This window comes from Streptomyces sp. NPDC006602 (assembly GCF_042870385.1).
Taxonomy (GTDB): domain Bacteria; phylum Actinomycetota; class Actinomycetes; order Streptomycetales; family Streptomycetaceae; genus Streptomyces.
Genome location: NZ_JBIAHG010000044.1, coordinates 1 through 17,454, shown reverse-complemented (window position 1 = coordinate 17,454; position 17,454 = coordinate 1). Strand labels below are relative to the sequence as shown.

Here is a 17,454-nt window from a genome sequence, read left to right as displayed (position 1 = left end):
TGGATGGGGTGGTTCATCCGCGCGCCAGGAGGGTCTTCCGGCGGGGCTGTGCTGTGGTCCTTCGCACTCGGCAGGGGAACGGGAGTTCTCGGGTCGAATGTGTGACCTTTGCGGGGGCGGCTCGTTGACTTCGGTGACGGGGGTCTTCGGCCGGGGGGGTGAAGGGGTGGGCGGGCTGCGGGAGTTGGTAGCGTCGTTCGTGGTGCCCGGTCCGGCCGGGGTGGCGGTGCGGGACCGGCTGCGGGTGTCGGAGGCGGACGCGGCGGTGCTCGCCGAGGTCGGGGTGTTCCTGGGTTCGCTGGCCGCGGGTGATCTCGCCGTACGTTCCCGGCAGGGGCTGGCGCATGATGCGGCCTCGTGGGCGGTGCGCAAGCGCGCGCTGACGGGGAGGTCGTCGGCGCGCTGGGCGGGCAGTATCACCAAGGCCACCCATGACCAGTGGGCGCTGGCCCGCCGCGGCCAGGCCGCCCACCTCACCTGGCTGCGCAGGCAGATCGCGTCGATCGAGGCGCGGCTGGCCCGGCCGCTGGGCGCCAAGGCCGACAAGCGGGCAGGGCTCGCGCGCGGCTATGCCACGCGCGGTGAGTGGCATGCCAAATCCCGCCGCCTGCACACCTTGAAGGACCGGCTCGCGGTGGTGGAGGCGGACCGGGTGGCGGGCCGGGTGCGGGTGGTGCGCGGCGGCAGACGCCTCGCGAACACCCGTCACCACCTTGAGGCGGCCGGACTGGATACAGCGGCGTGGCGTCAGCGGTGGCGGGCGGAGCGGATGTTCCTGGCCGCCGACGGGGAGTCGGGCAAGCGGTTCGGCAACGAGACGATCCGCGTCACCGACACCGGACAGGTCTCGGTCAAGCTCCCGGCCCCGCTGGCCCACCTGGCCAACGCCCCGCACGGCCGCTACCTCCTCGACGCGGTCGTACGGTTCCAGCACCGCGGGCAGGAGTGGCGTGACCGGGTCACCGCGAACCGGGCGGTGGCCTACCGCATCCACCACGACACCGGGCGCGGCCGCTGGTACGTCACCGCGTCCTGGCAGCGCGCCGCCGCCCCCGTCCTGCCGCTTGAGGCGGCGCTGGCGCGGGGTGTGGTGGGGGTGGACATGAACGACGACCACCTGGCCGCCTGGCAGTTGGATGTGCACGGCAACCCGGTCGGCGAACCCCAACGGTTCTTCTACGACCTGTCGGGCAGCACGGAGCACCGGGACGCGCAGATCCGGCACGCCCTGACCCGGCTGCTGCACCACACCCGCCGGTGCGGGGCCGCCGCGATCGCCATCGAGGACCTCGACTTCACGGCGGAGAAGGGCCGCGAGCAGCACGGCCGCAACAAACGCTTCCGCCGCCTCATCTCCCGCTTCCCCACCGCGAAGCTCAAGGCCCGGCTGGTGTCGATGGCCGCCGAACGGAACGTGGCCGTCGTCGCGGTCGACCCGGCCTACACCAGCCGCTGGGGCGCCCAGCACTGGCAGAACCCCCTGACCACACCGACTCGCAAGATTTCCCGGCACGATGCGGCGAGCATCGCGGTCGGGCGACGCGCCCTCGGGCATCCGATCAGGCGACGGACGGCACCGCCCCCGCATCACCAGAGTGATGGTGCGGGGCATCGGACCGTCCAGGCCCGACCGGACACCCGCAGGCGTGAGGAAACCCGCCCCCACATTCCCGGACCGCGCACCGGATGCGCGCCGCCCGGTTGTGGAGCGAAAGCGGGCGACCAGGGTGCCCAACACCGTTCGGGACACCCGGCTGAGCAAGAGTCCTGGCAACAGGACTCACTCCCGCTCAGTCTGTACGAACGGTACCGGACCATGACTGGCGTGAGTGCACTTGCGCCCCCCGCCCCGGAGCCGTCCCGCGGGTTGCCGCCTACGAGTACAACGGACGTGTGTGGAATCCGCCCATGCCGTTGCTGTTCCAGCACGACCGCAGCGGCGACCCTCCCGCATGACCGGCGAGTTCCTCCGCAAGGCCCTCAACGACGTTCTCGAAACAACTGGCTGACCGATGCCAGTGGCTCGGCTCCGGACTTCGCCCCCGCGTTACTTCAGGCGGATCTTCATTGCCGGGCCGGTGACTACGCGGGAGGGGCGAAGGGATTCCGCTCGGAGGTTGGCCTGCCGTCCGCCCGGTACCACGGTGGCGGCACAGGAAGCCAATCCGGTCCACGATGGTCCAGCCACCATCTCCCGATGGTGTGGAACTTCTCCTCGAACTTCTGGTCCCAGGCGAGGAACCCGGTGACGGGGGCGCGCAGGCGAGTACGGCGACCGCTTGCCTCGTAGATGACAACCGTCCGGGTACCGAGGAACGCCTCGACCTGGATGCTCTGGACAGATACCCATGGGATGGGCCGCCGTCGCAAGTTGCGAACGACGGCCGCTGACGGCGTGAGGGTGACACCGAAGTACCGCTGAATGATCATGAACAGCAATGGCATGGCGATCCAGAATGCCGTCGCTCCGGCAAACCCGGGAGGATGGGACCCCTCGAACCAGAACAGGACCTGGGAGACCGTGCCCACCACGCACATCGGCAGTAGAGGCAGCCCCCGCTGCCAGAGGGTCAGCCGGTAGCGCACGCTCTCCGGCACCGGAGCCTCACTCGACGATCGCTCCATGCCATCCCACTCCTCCACGCGGCCACCACTGCAAGTGGGCACGCTGCAGCATGCAGTGCCCAGGGCGTGCTGTCCAGATCGCCGAGACTACCCGCGTCCGCGCCCGGGTCACGTCCCGCGTTGATTGGGTTCGGGTGGGGGAAGCTGCCGGTCGTTCTCGGTGGAGTTGTTCGGTGAGGAGTTCGGCCACTGAGGCTTCGGAGAGGTAGCGGCGGTTGAAGACCTGCCCTTCGTCGTGAAGTTCGGCCAGGACGGCGTCGGTCTGCGGCCATGTCCGCGGAGCCCTTCTCGATCACGGAAAACACGGGGCGCCAACTTCACTGGCCCGGTGCTTGAAAGCACCGGGCCAGTTGCCCGTACCCTCCCCGTCCCCACAGGTGGGCGCGGGCCACCACATGCCGCTTACATGTGGACTGTGGGAGCTGCGTCCGCGTCGACCGCCGGGACGCCGCGCCGGTAGAGCAGCACCGTGATCAGTGCGCCGGCCGCGAAGAAGCCGGCCGACCACCAGTAGGCGGTGGAGTAGGACTCCAGTGCCGCCTGGGCCTGGTTGAGCTTGTTGGTGGGGTCCTTGTCGACCAGATAGGAGGTGGCGGCGCTGGCGGCGAGGGTGTTGAGCAGCGCCGTGCCGATGGAACCGCCGATCTGCTGCATGGTGTTGACGGAGGCCGAGGCGACTCCGGCGTCCTCGGCGGCCACACCACTGGTGGCGAGGCTCATGCCCGGAGCCATGATCAGACCGATGCCGAGACCGACCACCAGCAGTGGCGGCAGGATGTGGGCCGCGTACGTGCTGCCCATGTCGAGAGCGGTCAGCCAGACCAGGCCGACGGCTCCGAGAACCATGCCGAGCGGGACCACGATCTTCGGGCCGAAACGCGGGATCAGGAAACTGGTGGACGTGGTGGCGCTCACCATGAGGGCGCCGACCATCGGGAGGAAGGCCAGGCCCGTCCGGACAGCGGAGAAGCCGAGGCTGAGTTGTAGGTAGTAGGCGAGGAAGAGGAACACGCCGAACATTCCGGCACTGGAGATCAGCATGGCGATGAAGGACGCGCCACGGTTGCGGTCCAGGAGTACGCGCAGCGGCAGCAACGGATGCGAGGCCTTGGTCTGCCACCAGGTGAAGGCCGTCTTCGCTGGTCCGGCCCAGCATCGAGAGGAGTCGATGGCCTACGGGTGCACCGGCTCACCGGCGGAGGCCAACCGCTTCGGCCGCGAGCGGGGCGTCATCCACACCCGGCCGACGCGGATGCCGGCCGGCGGCTCAGCATCACATCACCTGGGCGGCCGAACGGACTCCCGGATCACCAACTGCGTGCTGAGCACCACGTGGTCGTCGCCCGCGATGCTCTCCTCCCGGTCGAGCGCCAGGCGTACAGCGGTCCGGCCCAGTTCCACGTACGGGACACGGACCGTGGTGAGGGACGGCGTCAGGTCCGTGGCAAAGGGGACGTCGTCGAAGCCGACCAGTGAAACGTCACGGGGGGCCCGCAGGCCCGCCTCGCGCAGGGCGGCCAGGGCGCCGACGGCGATCGCGTCGGTCCCGGCGTGGACAGCCGTGAACTCCAGGCCGGCGCCCAGTGCGTCTCGCACCCGGCGGTAGCCCGAGGTGCGGGTGTACGAGCCCGGTACGTCCAGTTCCGCCTCGTAGGGGACCGAGTGGGCGCGCAGGGCGGCCAGATGGCCGTCGCGGCGCTGGTCGGCACTGCTGAACCCGGGCTCGCCGCCGAGGAAGAGGATGCGGCTGTGTCCGGCGGCGAGCAGATGCGAAGTGGCCTGGAACGCGCCGCCCCGGTTGTCGTACTCGACCACGGTCGCAGGGATACCGCCGGGCAGCGGAGGACGCCCGACCAGCACCAGCCGGGATCCGGCGGCATCGAGGGCCTTGGCGTACTCGGCCATACGGCGGTGATAGGCGTCGTCGGGCACCACTCCGCCGACGAGGACGACCGCGGCGGCGTGCTGCTCCCGCATGAGCTGGACCAGGTCGTCCTCCCGGGCGGCGTCGCCGTGCGTGGAGCACACCAGGCTCAGCCGACCGCGGCTGGTGGCCTCCTGTTCCACGCCGGCGGCGACGTGCGCCAGTGAGGGGCCGGTGATGTCCTGGATGACGAGGGCGACGGGACCGGCGACTCCTCCGGAGAGGGCCTTGGCGTGGACGTTCACCACGTAGTGCAGTGACTCCACGGCTGCCATGACGCGGGCCCTGGTTTCCGTCGACACCGGGTAGTTGCCGGCCAGAGTGCGGGAAACGGTTGCTACGGAAACGCCCGCCTTGGCCGCGACATCGCGGATCGTGCTGGGGCCGTCCGACGCGGCTGATTTCCGCCTGGTCTTGCGGCCTCCCGGGCCTTTGCCGGCGCTCTTCCCGTGGTCCATCACAAGACCGACGTTACTGCATCCGGTGCTGCTCGAAGCTTGCGAGCGTACGGACAAAGGGGGACCTGCAGTAAACGTTTGCTGTGCCAGGTTGTCGCCATGTCCGTCATCTACCTGCGCCGGGGTCACGACGACCTCCCTTGTCTCCTCCTGTCTTGAGACCGTGAGCTGCTGCGGGAAAGGGTCTGCACACGGCCGACCGCGGATGGGCCCGTGGCTCGGAACCTCCGTGGTTCAGGCACTGTTGACCAGGTCGGCCTGGACCACGGCGTGCGCGAGTGGTACTCCCGCGGTGAGCAGTGCCAGTTCGTCCACGACGGTGCGGCCCAGCCGCTCCAGCTCGTTGCCGAGTGATCCGGCGATGTGCGGGGTGAGAAAGACGTTGGGCAGTCGGTACAGCGGCGAGTCCGCGGGCAGTGGCTCCGGTTCGGTCACGTCCAGCACGGCGCCGATCCGCCCGGTGACCAGTTCGTCGGTGAGCGCGTCGGGATCGACGAGTGCGCCCCGGGAGGTGTTCACGAGCACCGAGCCGTCCGGAATCAGCGACAGCCGCCGACGGTCGAGCATCCGGTGTGTCTCCGGGGTGTCGGGAGCGTGCAGGCTGACGATGTCGCTGGTGCGCATCAGCTCGTCCAGTGGCAGGAGGGTGGCGCCGAGCGCGGCAGCCTCGGTGGCGTCGACGTACGGGTCGTACAGCGTCACCGAGAAGTCCAGCGGCCGCAGCAGTTCGAGCAAGCGGCGTCCGACCCGGGAGGCGCCGATGATCCCGACCCGCCTGCCGAGGTTGCCGACCCTCCAGTAGGCGCCGGACGGCGGGAACACGTGCTCGGTGCGGAAGCGCTCCCGCAGTCCGAAGGCGTCCTTGCCGGACAGCAGGATCGCGGCGAGCGTGTACTCGGCCACCGGAAGCGCGTTGGCCTGCACCGCGCTCGACACCGTGATGCCCCGGCCCCAGACCGCGGGCGCGAGCAGGTCGCGCACGCTGCCCGCCGCGTGCAGCACGGCCCGCAGCCGGGGTGCCGCGGACAGGACGTCCTCGTCGACGCGCGGGCACCCCCAGCCGGTGATCAGCACCTCGGACTCGGCGAGCTGCCCGGCCACCGCCGGATCGGCGAAGTCCCGTACGACCAGGGCGGGATCGAGCCGTGCCAGTGAGGTCAGCCGTGCCATCTGGCGGGGCGGGAAGAGCGCGGGAAGGTGCACCGGGTCCATGACGAACACGGCGCGAGGCAGCTGTGACGTGGACATGGGGCTCCGCATCTCGAGGGAGGGCCGAAGAGGCAACCGATGTAGTAACCGTATTCCAAATTAGGGCTCGTGATGGCTGTCGGTCAACGAGCCTCTGGAAGCGCCGGGGCCCGGGCCGACCGGGCCTCGAAGTGGGTGAGGCCACCAAGCCGCAGCTCAGAGGCATAAACCGCGTAACCCATGCGCAAGCCTGGCGAAACAATTGATGGCCTGCCTCTTGTGGTGGGTCCTCCGAGGTCTTACGTTCCACGGGAAACGGTTTCTACAGCCGACGCTTCCTCTTCCCCTCTCCCGCTTACAGCCGCCCGCGCCCTCCCCCGCCGCAGGCGCTGTCCGCCCATCTCCGGAGGACCGATGAGCACCACCCGTACGAAAGCCTTCGCCGGCGCGGCCGCCGCCCTCTCCCTTTCCCTCGCCCTGAGCGCCTGCGGTGGCGGCGGCGACACCGACTCGGCGGCGGCGAAGACCACCAAGGGCAAGGTGCAGCTGGAGTTCTGGAGCTGGACCGAGGGCATCCAGCAGCAGGTCGCGGTGTGGAACAAGGAGCACCCGGACACACAGGTGAAGTACGTCAACGCGGCCGGCGACACCGTCTACCAGAAGCTGCGCGCCGCGATCACCTCGGGCAACGCCCCCTGCCTGTCCAAGATGGACGGGATGAACCTGGCGAACTTCGCCGCCGACGGGCTGCTCACCGACATCACCAAGGTCGCCGCCCCGTACAAGTCCCGCTACACGACCCCCGCCTGGAACGCGGTCAGCCCCGGCGGCGCCACCTACGGAATCCCCACCGGATCCTCCCCGCTGTTCACCGCCTACCGGGCGGACCTGTTCCAGAAGTACGGCATCAAGGCCCCGACCACCTGGGACGACCTGATCGCCGCGGGCAAGGCGGTGCAGAAGAAGGACAAGGGCGTCAAGATCTACAACATGGCGGGCGAGGACCCGAGCACGCTCGTCGACCTGTCCTGGCAGGCGGGTGCGCAGTGGTACAAGATCGACGACGACCACTGGGAGATCGGCTTCACCTCGCCGGACGCGCTCAAGGCCGGCGACATCGTCCAGCAACTCGTGGACAACGGCCTCGCCTCCAACGCCTCCTACGCCGACCCCGGCGTCTTCAAGACCTGGGACCTCGGCAAGACCATCCTGATGACCACCTCCACCTGGCAGTTGCCGATCTACGACACCAACTTCCCCAAGTCCAAGGGCAAGTGGCAGCTCGCCGACGCGCCGGTCTTCGACCCGGCCAAGCCGCAGACCTCCAGCAACTTCGACGTCACCGCCGTACTCAAGGGCTGCAAGTACTCCGACCGTGCAGCCCAGTTCGCGGCCTGGCTGTCCAGCAGCAAGGAGTCGCTGACCGCGCTCACCGACCCCGCGTCGAAGTCGGGTCTCTTCCCGGCGGTCAAGGACGTCTCCCCCTACGTCGACAAGATCATCCCGGCGGAGATGTTCAACGGGAAGTCGGACAGCGCGCAGATCATCACCACCGCGGCCTCCCGCGTCGGCGAGCAGTGGCAGTACGGGCCGAACTACGCGGCCATGTACTCCGAGATGCAGAAGCAGTGGGGCAAGGTCATGAAGAAGGAGCTCACCGTGAAGGAGATGCTGACGCACCTTCAGGACTGGGTGCTCGCCGACCTGAAGAACAAGGGCGTCAAGGCCGTCGCCGCGAGCTGACCGCCAACCTCCCACGGGCGCGACCCACTTGGAGACATCGTTGTCCACCCTCACGCGACCGGCGAAGGTCGCCACCGACTCCCCGGTCCGGCGGACCTCCCCCCGCCGGGCCGGGAGACGGGGAGCCTACAAGGGCCTGCTGTTCATGCTGCCCTTCCTGATCGGCTTCCTCCTCACCTACGTGGTGCCGATCGGCTACGCCCTCAACCAGAGCCTGCACGAGAAGAAGAGCAGCGGCATCGGCTTCGGCCCGACGAAGGTCGTCTTCGCGGGCTTCGCCAACTTCGCGGCGATCCTCGCGGACGGCACCTTCTGGGCCGGCATGCTGCGCACCCTCCTCTTCGGAGCCGCGCAGATCACGGTGATGCTGGGCATCTCCCTCCTGCTGGCCCTCCTGCTCGACGGCATCGCCGCCCGCGCGGTGCGCTTCTTCCGCGCCGGACTGCTCATCCCGTACGTCATCCCGGGCGTGGTGTCGACGCTGATCTGGCTGTTCCTCTACAGCCCGACGGCCAGCCCGATCATCGACATCGCGGACAAGGCAGGCACGAGTGTCACGTTCTTCGGCGGCCTCAACACCTACCTGTCGCTGGGCAACCTGCTGACCTGGCAGGGCATCGGCTTCAACATGATCCTGATCTCCGCCTCGCTGCAGGCACTGCCGCGCGAGCTGTACGAGGCGGCCCGCCTCGACGGGGCGAAGGAGTGGCGGATCGCCTGGTCGGTCAAGGTGCCGAACATCACCGGCATCCTGGTGCTGACCGGCATGTTCTCCCTGATCGGCCGACTCCAGCTGTTCACCGAGCCGCTGTTCCTGCGGTACGTGGCACCGGAGTCCATCAGCACCGACTTCACGCCGATGCTGGAGATCTTCGACCGGGCGTTCAAGACCGGCGACTACCAGTACGCCGCCGCCGAGTCGCTCGTCCTGGCGGTCGTCACCGGCATCCTCGCCTTCGTCTTCTACCGCGTCACGAACAGGAAGGTGTCATGAGCAGCGTCTCGAACGCGGCGACCGCCACCGGTGGCGGAGCCCGCCCGACGCGCCGCGCGGTGGCCCTCACCACCGGCCTGCTGATCGTGTTCCTGCTCTACTCGCTCGCGCCGACCTGGTTCCTGCTGGTGGCGTCGACGAAGAACCAGACGGACCTGTACTCGACGTTCGGCCTGTGGTTCTCCTCCAACCACCTAGCCGACAACTTCCAGGCGATCTGGGACTACCACGACGGCGTCTTCGGCCGCTGGATCTTCAACTCCGTCCTGTACTCCACCGTCGGCGCCGCGGGTTCGACCCTCGTCTCGCTCGCCGCCGGCTACGGCCTGGCGAAATTCGAGTTCCGGGGGCGTGGCGCCCTCTTCGGCGTCATCGTCGGCGCCTCGCTGCTGCCGAGCACGCTGCTGGCGTTCCCGCTCTACCTCGTCTTCGCCGAGATCGGCCTCACCAACACGATCTGGGCGGTGCTGATCCCGTACTTCATCAACCCGTTCGGGGTCTACCTCGGCAAGGTGTACGCCGACACCTCGGTGCCCACCGAGCTGATGGAGGCGGCCCGCATCGACGGCGCGAGCGAGACACGGATCTTCTTCTCGGTCGCGCTCAGACTGATGCGCACCGGCGGCATCACCATCTTCATGCTCGACTTCGTCAACATCTGGAACAACTTCTTCCTGCCCCTGTTCATGCTCAACGGCGAGCGCTCCTTCCCCGTCACCCTGGGCCTCTTCTCCTGGGTGCAACAGGCGCAGACCTCCCGGGACATGAACACCCTCGTCCTCACCGGGTCGCTGCTGTCGATCATTCCGCTGGCGGTCTTCATGTTCGCCCTCCAGAAGTACTGGCGCAGCGGAATCCTCATGGGCAGCCTCAAGTAAAGGAACAACCGTGCCCAACGCACCCAGAAGACGTGACGTCCTGAAGTACGCAGGAGCGACCGGTGTCGCCGCGACAGCTCTCGGCCTGCCCCTGGCCGCGCCCGCCGCCGCGGCAGAACCGGACACGTCCCCCACGCCTGGCCGTACCCCACTCGATGTCGTCGTGTTCGCAGACGCGGACTCCGAGGCCGCGCACAACCTGAACGCCACCCGCTCCGACACGGTCACCGGCGGCCTCGGCCAGCCGGCACGTGTGCTCAACCCCTCTGACCCGGCGTCCTTTTGGGGCGGCACGCTGAAGTTCGACGTCGCCGTCAACCCGACCGGGACCACCTACGTCACAGTCCGGCTCTGGGGCGACGACCACGACGACACCTCCGAGGAGGCCGCGTCCGGCACCAACATGTGGCGGCTCCAGCTCTTCTGCGAGGGCAAGCAGGTCGGCTACGAGGACCAGGGCGCCGTCGACAGCCTCGACATCCTGGACACCGCGCCGCGCACCCCGGGCCGCTTCTTCTTCCACACCCTGCCGCTGCCGGAGAAGATGACCGCCGGCAAGGACAAGGTGACGCTGGAGATCCGCGCGATGGGCCGCATCTGGTCCTACGGCCAGAACGCGAGCCAGCTGTACCGCACGATGACCGCGGCCTCGCGCGGCATCTACCGCCTCTACACCCACACCGATCCCTACTTCGTGCCACCCAAGGGCGAGGTCCAGGGCACCGCGCCCACGGCGACCCCCCGCACCGGCGGCGAAGAGGTCATGGACGCCATCAAGGCCCGGGTGCAGAAGGACCAGAAGAACCTCCTCACCACCGCGACCCCAGCCGCCATGGACGGCTGGGCCATGCAGTCGCTGGCCGAGGGCTATCTGTGGTCCGGCAGCCCCGCCCACCAGAACCCGCAGGCGCTCGACCGGGTGCTGCAGGCGATCGACGGCCGGTACATGGCCTGGAAGGCCGACAGCACCGTCCTGACCGGCTCCGACCAGCAGTGGCAGGGCTTCGGCCGGGTCGGCCTGGTGCTGGCCCTGCTGTGGGAGCACCTCGGCGACCGCCTCGACACCCAGGTGACCGGATCGCCGTACGCCATCGCCAACCCCGGCTTCGAGCTGGGCACCGGCACCCCCACCTCCTGGCAGATGCCCGGCTGGGCCACCGCCGGTGGCGGCACCTGGGCCCGCGACACCACCGTCTCCCGCTCCGGCTCCGCCTCCCTCAAGCTCCAGGCCACCACCACGAACGGCTACAGCTACGTCTTCTCCGCCCCCAGGACCCGTATCGGCCAGGGCACGTACAAGTACGGCGCCTGGATCAAGACCGACGGTGTCACGGGCGTCGGCGCGCACATCGACCCCCTCTTCTTCGACGCGAGCGGCAAGCTGGTCGGCAGCGACCACAAGGTGTACGCGAGCAAGGGCACCCACGACTGGGAGTACGTCGAGTTCGTCTTCGACACCCCGGCCGGCGTGACCCAGATGGAGATGCACCTGCGCCTGTCCGGCCCCGGCACGGCCTGGTTCGACGACGTCAGCCTCGTCGCCCCCACCGACACGACCACCCCCGTGCCGCCGGTGCGCAAGGACGCGTACGTCGACATGCTCAAGTCCAGCCGCGACTACTGGCGCCGGCACTTCCCGCACTACAGCAACCAGGCCCAGATCTGCGCCATCGGCCTCTACCAGACCAACCGGGGCCTGAAGCTCCTCGCCCCGGACCTGGCCCTGCCGGAGGACAAGGCGCGCGACTACCTCTACCAGTCGATCGGCATGGTGCCCTACCTCGGCCCCGAGGACGCCGACGGCAAGGCGACCAAGCCGCTCGGCGACGGCTACTACCAGGTCACCAAGGCCGGTCTGACCCGCGAACTCGGCTACGTCGGCAGCTACGGCGAGGTCATCGACTGGCTGGTCATGATGTACGAGTCGGTCACGCGTGGATACCAGGGCCAGGAGGCGACCGAACTGCGCGACCACATGGTCATGATGACCAAGGCACGCGGGAAGTTCCGGGTCATCGACGTGGACAAGGACCACTGCCGGATCTCCCGCATCGAGACCGTCATCGGCTGGCGCAACGAGGTCTACCCCGGCGAGACCGCCTACGCCTCCCGCACCGCCTGGGACTCCAACCCCGTCATGTCGGCCGCCGTGTTCAAGGACCCGGAGATCGTCGGCTGGACGCAGGAGATGGTCACCGACGGCCAGCTCTACCCTCAGCTCAACCTCCAGGCCACCCACCCCTGGACCCGGGTGGGCCTGAACGCCCTGCGGTTCCTCTCCCGCGACTGGGACGACTTCCAGTCCCTGGCCTCCCGGCCCGGCCGTATCCCGACCGGCTGGGACCAGCCCGACTTCGTCCTCACCGACGAGGAGAACGGTTGCGTCGCCGTCAAGAACGGCACGGAGCTGTTCTTCGCCTCGCTCTACTTCCGCTCCCGCCAGGGCGTGAACAACTACGCCCGCATCCACCACGTCACCCCCGTCGACCAGCGCTCGGCCACCCTCCGCGAGCGCACCGCGGGCACCACCGACGCCACCTTCACCGCCCGCGACTGGGTCCTGTGGGACTACGCCATCAACGACCCCGGCGCCTCGCACATCCCGCCCGGTGGCTTCCCGCAGCCCGGCGAGACCCTCCACCAAGCACTGGAGGGAGACGTCTACCGCCTCGCCCCCGTGCCCGCCGACATCCCCGACCCCACCCTCGGCGTCCACTTCGACGGCGTCGAGACCATGCTCGTAGGCCGCGCCCCCTTCTACCTCTGCGAGTACGGCGACTACCTCATCGCCATGAACACCAGCACCGACAAGACCTTCGTCCTTCCCGCCCGCCCTCCCTTCGGCCCCGCCCGCGACCTCGCCACCGGCAGGACCGTCGGCGCCTTGGACCGGCCGAAGCTCGGCCCGCGCAGCACCCTCGTGCTGTACCGAGGCTGACCGTCCGAGCCGGGTCGGTGCGGTACGGGGGACCGCACCGACCCGCGCTCCACACCCTTTCCACACTCAACGCCGAGTGAAGAGGAACCCCATGAACGAGCCGCGCTCCCGCCGCCGCTTCCTCCAGATCACCGCCGTCGGGGCCGGCGTGACCGCCGGCGCCGCACTGACCGGCACGAACCCGGCCGCCGCCGTCACCTCGGGCCTGACCTCCCTCACCCACCCCGGCGTCCTGCACGGCCGAGCCGACCTCGACCGGATGCGCACGAAGGTCGCCGCGGGCGCCGAGCCCTGGCTGAGTGGCTACAACGCCTTCGCGTCCGACTTCTTCTCCCGTTCCTCCTACGTGGTGGCGGGCGGCCGGGCGACGGTCACCCGGGGCAGCGACACCGAAGACGGCAACACAGAGCTCTGGTACGACTGCAACGCCGCCTACCAGAACGCCCTCATGTGGTACATCACCCGCGACACCGCCCACGCCACCAAGGCCCTGGAGATCATCAAGTCCTGGACGAACGCCCTGCGGGAGATCAACGGCAAGGACGCCGAACTCGCCGCCGGCATCTACGGCGCCAAACTGGCCGCCGCCGTCGAGATCATGCACTACACCGGCCCGTCGGGAAGCTGGTCAGCCGCGGAACTCGCCGCCACCGTCGCGATGTTCGAGAACATCTTCGTGCCCCTCGTCAACGTCTACGGCGACGGCGGCTATGGCCTGATGGGTATCAAGGGCATGCTGCAGATCGCGGTGGCCTGCAACAACCTCACCCTGTTCAACGACGCGTACAACGCCTTCCAGACCAACAGCTGCTGTGGACTGACGAAGTTGATCCAGCCCGGCACCGGCCAGTGCTGCGAGTCCGGCCGCGACCAGGCGCACACCCAGCTGATCCTCGGTTCGCTCGCCGAGATCTGCCAGACCGGCTGGATCCAGGGCCTCGACCTGTACGGCGCGTCCGAGGCCCTGCTGCTGTCCGGCTTCGAGTACACGGCGAAGTACAACCTCGGCAACACCGTCCCGTACGACGCCACCTTCGGCCGGTGCAACTGGCACTGGTCCGCCATCTCCACCGACGGGCGTGGCACGTTCCGGCCCATCTACGAAATGGCGTACAACCACTACGTGAAGCGGGCCGGCAGATCCGCGCCGTACACCGCGCAAGTGGCGGCCCGCCTGCGTCCGGAGGGCGCTCCTGTCCAGTGCGACCACCCGGGCTTCGGCACCCTCCTGTTCTCACTCTGAGTTCCGATCGGACCCCAGTGGCGTGCCGGCGTGACCGCGCCTGCCCGGGGACTTCGCATACGCCGCCCACCAGGAGAGCCACACGTGATCGACCTCGGACGCATCCGCCTGTTCTGCACGAGCCTGGGGCCTGTCGACGCTCCCGCCCTGCTGCTGACGCACGGCTGGGGCGGCGACGGCCGGGAATGGTCGGTCCACGCCGAGACCCTGGCCGACCGGTTCCGCGTGATCGTCCCCGACCTGCGCGGCCACGGCCGCTCCGAGGTGCCGGAACAGGGCAACACGCCGGTGAACATGGCGGACGACCTGGCCGCGCTGGTCGAGGTCCTCGGCTGCGGCCCGGTGGTGGCCGTTGGCCACTCCATGGGCGGGCAGGTGGTCAGCCTGCTCGCCGTACGGCACCCGGAGCTGGTCCGCTCGGTCGTCGCGCTCGACCCCGCCCACGGCGCGCAGGGCATTGAAGTGGCCGGGATTCCGGGCCGGTTGGCCGAGTACCGCGAGCGGGGGGCGCGGGCGGCGGCTTCCTTCGTGGCAGGCGCGTTCTCCCCTCAGGCCCCGTCGGGGCTGCGCACCGCGCACGTCCGCACCATGCTCGGCACCCCCGACCATGTCATCGCTCAGACGTACGCGGGGATGTACACCGACCTGGATGCGGTCGGCGTCCGTCCGCGCAGTGAGGCGTATCTGCGCCGCCGTATCCAGCCGGCCCTGACGGTGTGGACGTCGGCCGAGGCCGCCGGCTGGGAGAGAAGCACGCTGCACGTGCGCGGCTCGCGCGTGGACCACTGGCCCGGCGTCGGACACTACCTGCACGAGGAACACCCCGAGCGGACCGTGCGGCTCGTTCAGGACTGGGTGAGTGGGGCCGTTCCGCAGTGACGAGGCGTTGGCCAACGCCGAAGCCATGTTCTGGAGTCCTGACCCCGGCCGTGGGGGCCTTACGGCTCTGTACGTAACCGTCGATGTCCGTACGACAACCCTATTGGTTACCCAAAGTGTTCGAATTGACACAGACGGCCACTAGCCGCGTACTGGACATAAGGGGCTTTTGCCTAGAAGTCCCCGTGGTGTACTCCACCACCTGACCTCTCCCTTCACGGAGTCACGATGTCTGTGCAGCAACAGCAGGCCATGAACCAGACGGTCCTGGTCTACGAGGACGATCCCGGACCTCCTCCTGGGGTCGTGCCGGTGCGGCATCCGGTGCCGCAGCTCGAGACGCAGCCCTTCCCGACGGCCATCGCGCAGCCCGCGCCCCAGCCGGACAGCGCCGGGCCGGGCACGGAGGCTTTCCGCTACTGGGTGGCGGCCGATGCGCTGAGCAGCGCCAGCATGACGTGGGGTCCGCTGGTTCCGTCGGGAACGCAATGGGTCCCGTCGGTCGGACGCGTGCTCACCGCGCACCTCGACGAGGGAGTCGACCTCAACGCCTTCTACGACCGCAGGGGCCTGCAGTTCTTCCACCGCACGGTGGCAGGGGTGGACGTCTTCTCGGCCCAGAGCCCCGAGGTCGTCCGGCATGAGCTGGGCCACGCGGTTCTCGACGCGCTGCGCCCCCAGTTGTGGAGTGTGGCGGCGCACGAGCCCGATGGCATGCACGAGGCGTTCGCTGACATCAGCGCCCTGCTGACCGCACTCCAGATGGAGTCGCTGCGGGTCACCGTCCTGGCCGAGACTCAGGGCGACCTGGAGCTGTCCTCACGTGTGTCGAGGGTGGCCGAGCAACTGGGCTGGGCGATCCGCCAGATCAAGCCGGACCGGGTCGAGCCGGACTGCCTGCGCAACATGTCGAACAACTTCTTCTACCGCGACCCGGTGCAGTTGCCACCGCTGGGACCCGCGAACACGCTGTCCAGCGGTCCGCACTCGTTCTCCCGAGTGTTCAGCGGCGCGTTCCTGAAGGTCGTGGCCGGGATCTTCCGGCAGCAGCCCGTGCAGGACCAGGCTGCCCTGGCGAAGGCGGGCGAAATCGCGGGTCAGCTGCTGGTGGACGCGGTCGTGGCCGCGCCCGTGGTGTCCGCGTACTACGCGCAGGTCGCGGGGCACATGATCGCCGCCGACCAGCGTCGGTTCGGCGGCGCCCACGGCCAGTCCCTGCGCTCGGCGTTCATCCGGCACGGCATTCTCTCCCTGGAAGCCGCCACGTCCCTCACCGGTCCGGAGGTGGCCCGCCGGGCCGCCGGAATCGCCGAGGCGGCGCCGGGCGGCAGCGACGATCGGGGCTTGACGACCGTCACGGTCCAGGGGATGGCGTACGGCATCAAGGGGCCGCTCACCCTCGACGCCCCGGGGGAGGTGCGCCGGTTCGGCATCGCCGGCTCCGACCCCGCCGGCGGCTCGCTCCGGCCCGCCGACCCCGAGCAGGTCGCCACGTCGTTTCTCGAGGACCTTCTGCGACGCGGCCGGGTCCACGTACCTGAGGAGCATCGCTCCGACACGGCGGTCGTCGACAACAACCCCTCCCGGCTGAAGACCCACGAGATCGCCCGCAGCGAGAGTACTGAGGGCCTCGCTCTGCTACGGCGCTGCTTCGACTGAGAAGTCAGCTGGAAAAGCGCAGACGGCGGACGGTGAGCCGTCCGTCGTCTGCGCGCCTGACGATGTGCGTCGTGCGGGGTGTCGGCTCCTGGCCTTCGAAGACCGCCTGGCCCCGTGCCAGCAGGTCGCTGATGTACTTCTCGGCTGCCAAGCGCTCGGAGTCGTCGCCCCGCTCGCCCTCGTCCGGGCGCCTGTCCTCATTGATATTCATATAGTGAACTGTATGACACTATTCCCGGCATTCGTAGCAATTGGGTTGTATTGACGCAGGGCTCTGGGACCGCCATGGTGCTGACTTCATCGGGACTCCTTCGTGGATACCCCTACCTTTAGGTGGGGGAGGAAGCGAAGCTCCTGCGGAGCAGGGCAATGGGCTGCGATTCGCCCCCTGGGCGGACCGCAGTGCTCTGACCCGCAGCTTTGATCTTTACAGGACTGCGGTCTAGTTTGTGACCGTGACTACCACCGATGTGAAGCGGGCGTTCAAGTACCGCTTCTCTCCGACCGATGCGCAGGCAGCCGAGCTGTCGCGCACGTTCGGGTGCGTCCGGAAGGTCTACAACCTTGCCCTGGCCGCGAGGTCGGAGGCGTTCACGCGTCAGGAGCGGGTCAACTACAACCAGACCTCGGCAATGCTCACGGCGTGGAAGAAGACCGAGGAGCTGGCCTTCCTCTCCGAGGTCTCCAGCGTCCCGTTGCAGCAGACACTTCGGCACTTGCAGACGGCGTACTCCAACTTCTTCGCCAAGCGGGCCAAGTACCCGCGCTTCAAGTCGAAGAAGAAGTCCCGCAAGTCCGCCGAGTACACGTCCTCCGCATTCCGGTTCCGGGATGGGAAGCTCACCCTCGCCAAGATGACGGAGCCGCTGGACATTGTCTGGTCCCGACCTCTTCCCGAGGGCACGGTGCCGTCCACGGTAACGGT

Annotated in this window: 12 protein-coding genes and 1 pseudogene; 9 read left to right on the top strand and 4 right to left on the bottom strand. The window is 68.7% G+C overall.

Annotation, left to right across the window (positions count from 1 at the left end; genetic code table 11):
* Positions 1–133: 133 nt before the first annotated feature.
* Entirely contained in the window at positions 134–2,290 is a 2,157-nt protein-coding gene (locus tag ACFYO2_RS44455) for an IS200/IS605 family accessory protein TnpB-related protein (protein WP_388361839.1), read from the top strand.
* A 737-nt stretch (positions 2,291–3,027) separates the two neighbouring features.
* Here the strand turns inward: ACFYO2_RS44455 and ACFYO2_RS44450 are convergent.
* The 3 genes and pseudogenes from ACFYO2_RS44450 to ACFYO2_RS44440 form a co-directional block, all read right to left on the bottom strand.
* Positions 3,028–3,759, bottom strand: a pseudogene (locus ACFYO2_RS44450) (MFS transporter); the annotation flags it as partial.
* Positions 3,760–3,903: 144 nt separating this feature from the next.
* Complete coding sequence (locus ACFYO2_RS44445) at positions 3,904–5,007, bottom strand: LacI family DNA-binding transcriptional regulator (RefSeq protein WP_388361777.1); 1,104 nt, start codon at positions 5,005–5,007, stop codon at positions 3,904–3,906.
* A gap of 234 nt (positions 5,008–5,241) precedes the next feature.
* Complete coding sequence (locus ACFYO2_RS44440) at positions 5,242–6,255, bottom strand: hydroxyacid dehydrogenase (protein ID WP_388361774.1); 1,014 nt, start codon at positions 6,253–6,255, stop codon at positions 5,242–5,244.
* Between the two features lie 354 nt (positions 6,256–6,609).
* On the opposite strand from ACFYO2_RS44440, the gene ACFYO2_RS44435 reads away from it, so the two are divergent.
* The 7 genes from ACFYO2_RS44435 (at position 6,610) to ACFYO2_RS44405 (ending at position 16,529) form a co-directional block, all read left to right on the top strand.
* A complete protein-coding gene (locus ACFYO2_RS44435) occupies positions 6,610–7,938 on the top strand; it encodes an ABC transporter substrate-binding protein (RefSeq protein WP_388361771.1) in 1,329 nt (442 codons plus the stop codon).
* A gap of 40 nt (positions 7,939–7,978) precedes the next feature.
* Positions 7,979–8,932 carry a carbohydrate ABC transporter permease gene (locus ACFYO2_RS44430; RefSeq protein ID WP_388361769.1) on the top strand — a complete coding sequence of 318 codons (954 nt, stop codon included), beginning with the start codon at positions 7,979–7,981 and terminating at the stop codon, positions 8,930–8,932.
* Positions 8,929–9,810, top strand: coding sequence for a carbohydrate ABC transporter permease (locus ACFYO2_RS44425; protein ID WP_388361767.1), 882 nt, complete (start codon positions 8,929–8,931; stop codon positions 9,808–9,810). Before ACFYO2_RS44430 ends, ACFYO2_RS44425 begins: the two co-directional genes overlap by 4 nt.
* A 10-nt stretch (positions 9,811–9,820) precedes the next feature.
* Positions 9,821–12,748 carry a Tat pathway signal sequence domain protein gene (locus ACFYO2_RS44420; protein WP_388361764.1) on the top strand — a complete coding sequence of 976 codons (2,928 nt, stop codon included), beginning with the start codon at positions 9,821–9,823 and terminating at the stop codon, positions 12,746–12,748.
* Between the two features lie 91 nt (positions 12,749–12,839).
* Positions 12,840–13,991, top strand: coding sequence for a hypothetical protein (locus ACFYO2_RS44415; RefSeq protein ID WP_388361761.1), 1,152 nt, complete (start codon positions 12,840–12,842; stop codon positions 13,989–13,991).
* 84 nt (positions 13,992–14,075) lie between these two features.
* Positions 14,076–14,870, top strand: coding sequence for an alpha/beta fold hydrolase (locus tag ACFYO2_RS44410; RefSeq protein WP_388361758.1), 795 nt, complete (start codon positions 14,076–14,078; stop codon positions 14,868–14,870).
* A gap of 228 nt (positions 14,871–15,098) precedes the next feature.
* Entirely contained in the window at positions 15,099–16,529 is a 1,431-nt protein-coding gene (locus ACFYO2_RS44405) for a hypothetical protein (RefSeq protein WP_388361755.1), read from the top strand.
* A 4-nt stretch (positions 16,530–16,533) separates the two neighbouring features.
* Here ACFYO2_RS44405 and ACFYO2_RS44400 read toward each other — a convergent pair whose 3' ends face one another.
* Positions 16,534–16,740 (bottom strand): hypothetical protein, encoded by a 207-nt coding sequence (locus ACFYO2_RS44400; RefSeq protein ID WP_388361753.1) that lies wholly within the window; start codon positions 16,738–16,740, stop codon positions 16,534–16,536.
* 244 nt (positions 16,741–16,984) lie between these two features.
* On the opposite strand from ACFYO2_RS44400, the gene ACFYO2_RS44395 reads away from it, so the two are divergent.
* Positions 16,985–17,454: RNA-guided endonuclease InsQ/TnpB family protein (locus tag ACFYO2_RS44395; protein ID WP_388361750.1), on the top strand; the 470-nt coding region annotated here is incomplete at its 3' end.

Excerpts from the sequence above, each read along its gene's own strand:
- ACFYO2_RS44445 (WP_388361777.1), bottom strand. The coding sequence starts at position 5,007 with ATGGACCACGGGAAGAGCGCCGGCAAAGGCCCGGGAGGCCGCAAGACC.
- ACFYO2_RS44400 (WP_388361753.1), bottom strand. The coding sequence starts at position 16,740 with ATGAATATCAATGAGGACAGGCGCCCGGACGAGGGCGAGCGGGGCGAC.
- ACFYO2_RS44405 (WP_388361755.1), top strand. The coding sequence starts at position 15,099 with ATGTCTGTGCAGCAACAGCAGGCCATGAACCAGACGGTCCTGGTCTAC.
- ACFYO2_RS44435 (WP_388361771.1), top strand. The coding sequence starts at position 6,610 with ATGAGCACCACCCGTACGAAAGCCTTCGCCGGCGCGGCCGCCGCCCTC.
- ACFYO2_RS44415 (WP_388361761.1), top strand. The coding sequence starts at position 12,840 with ATGAACGAGCCGCGCTCCCGCCGCCGCTTCCTCCAGATCACCGCCGTC.
- ACFYO2_RS44425 (WP_388361767.1), top strand. The coding sequence starts at position 8,929 with ATGAGCAGCGTCTCGAACGCGGCGACCGCCACCGGTGGCGGAGCCCGC.
- ACFYO2_RS44440 (WP_388361774.1), bottom strand. The coding sequence starts at position 6,255 with ATGTCCACGTCACAGCTGCCTCGCGCCGTGTTCGTCATGGACCCGGTG.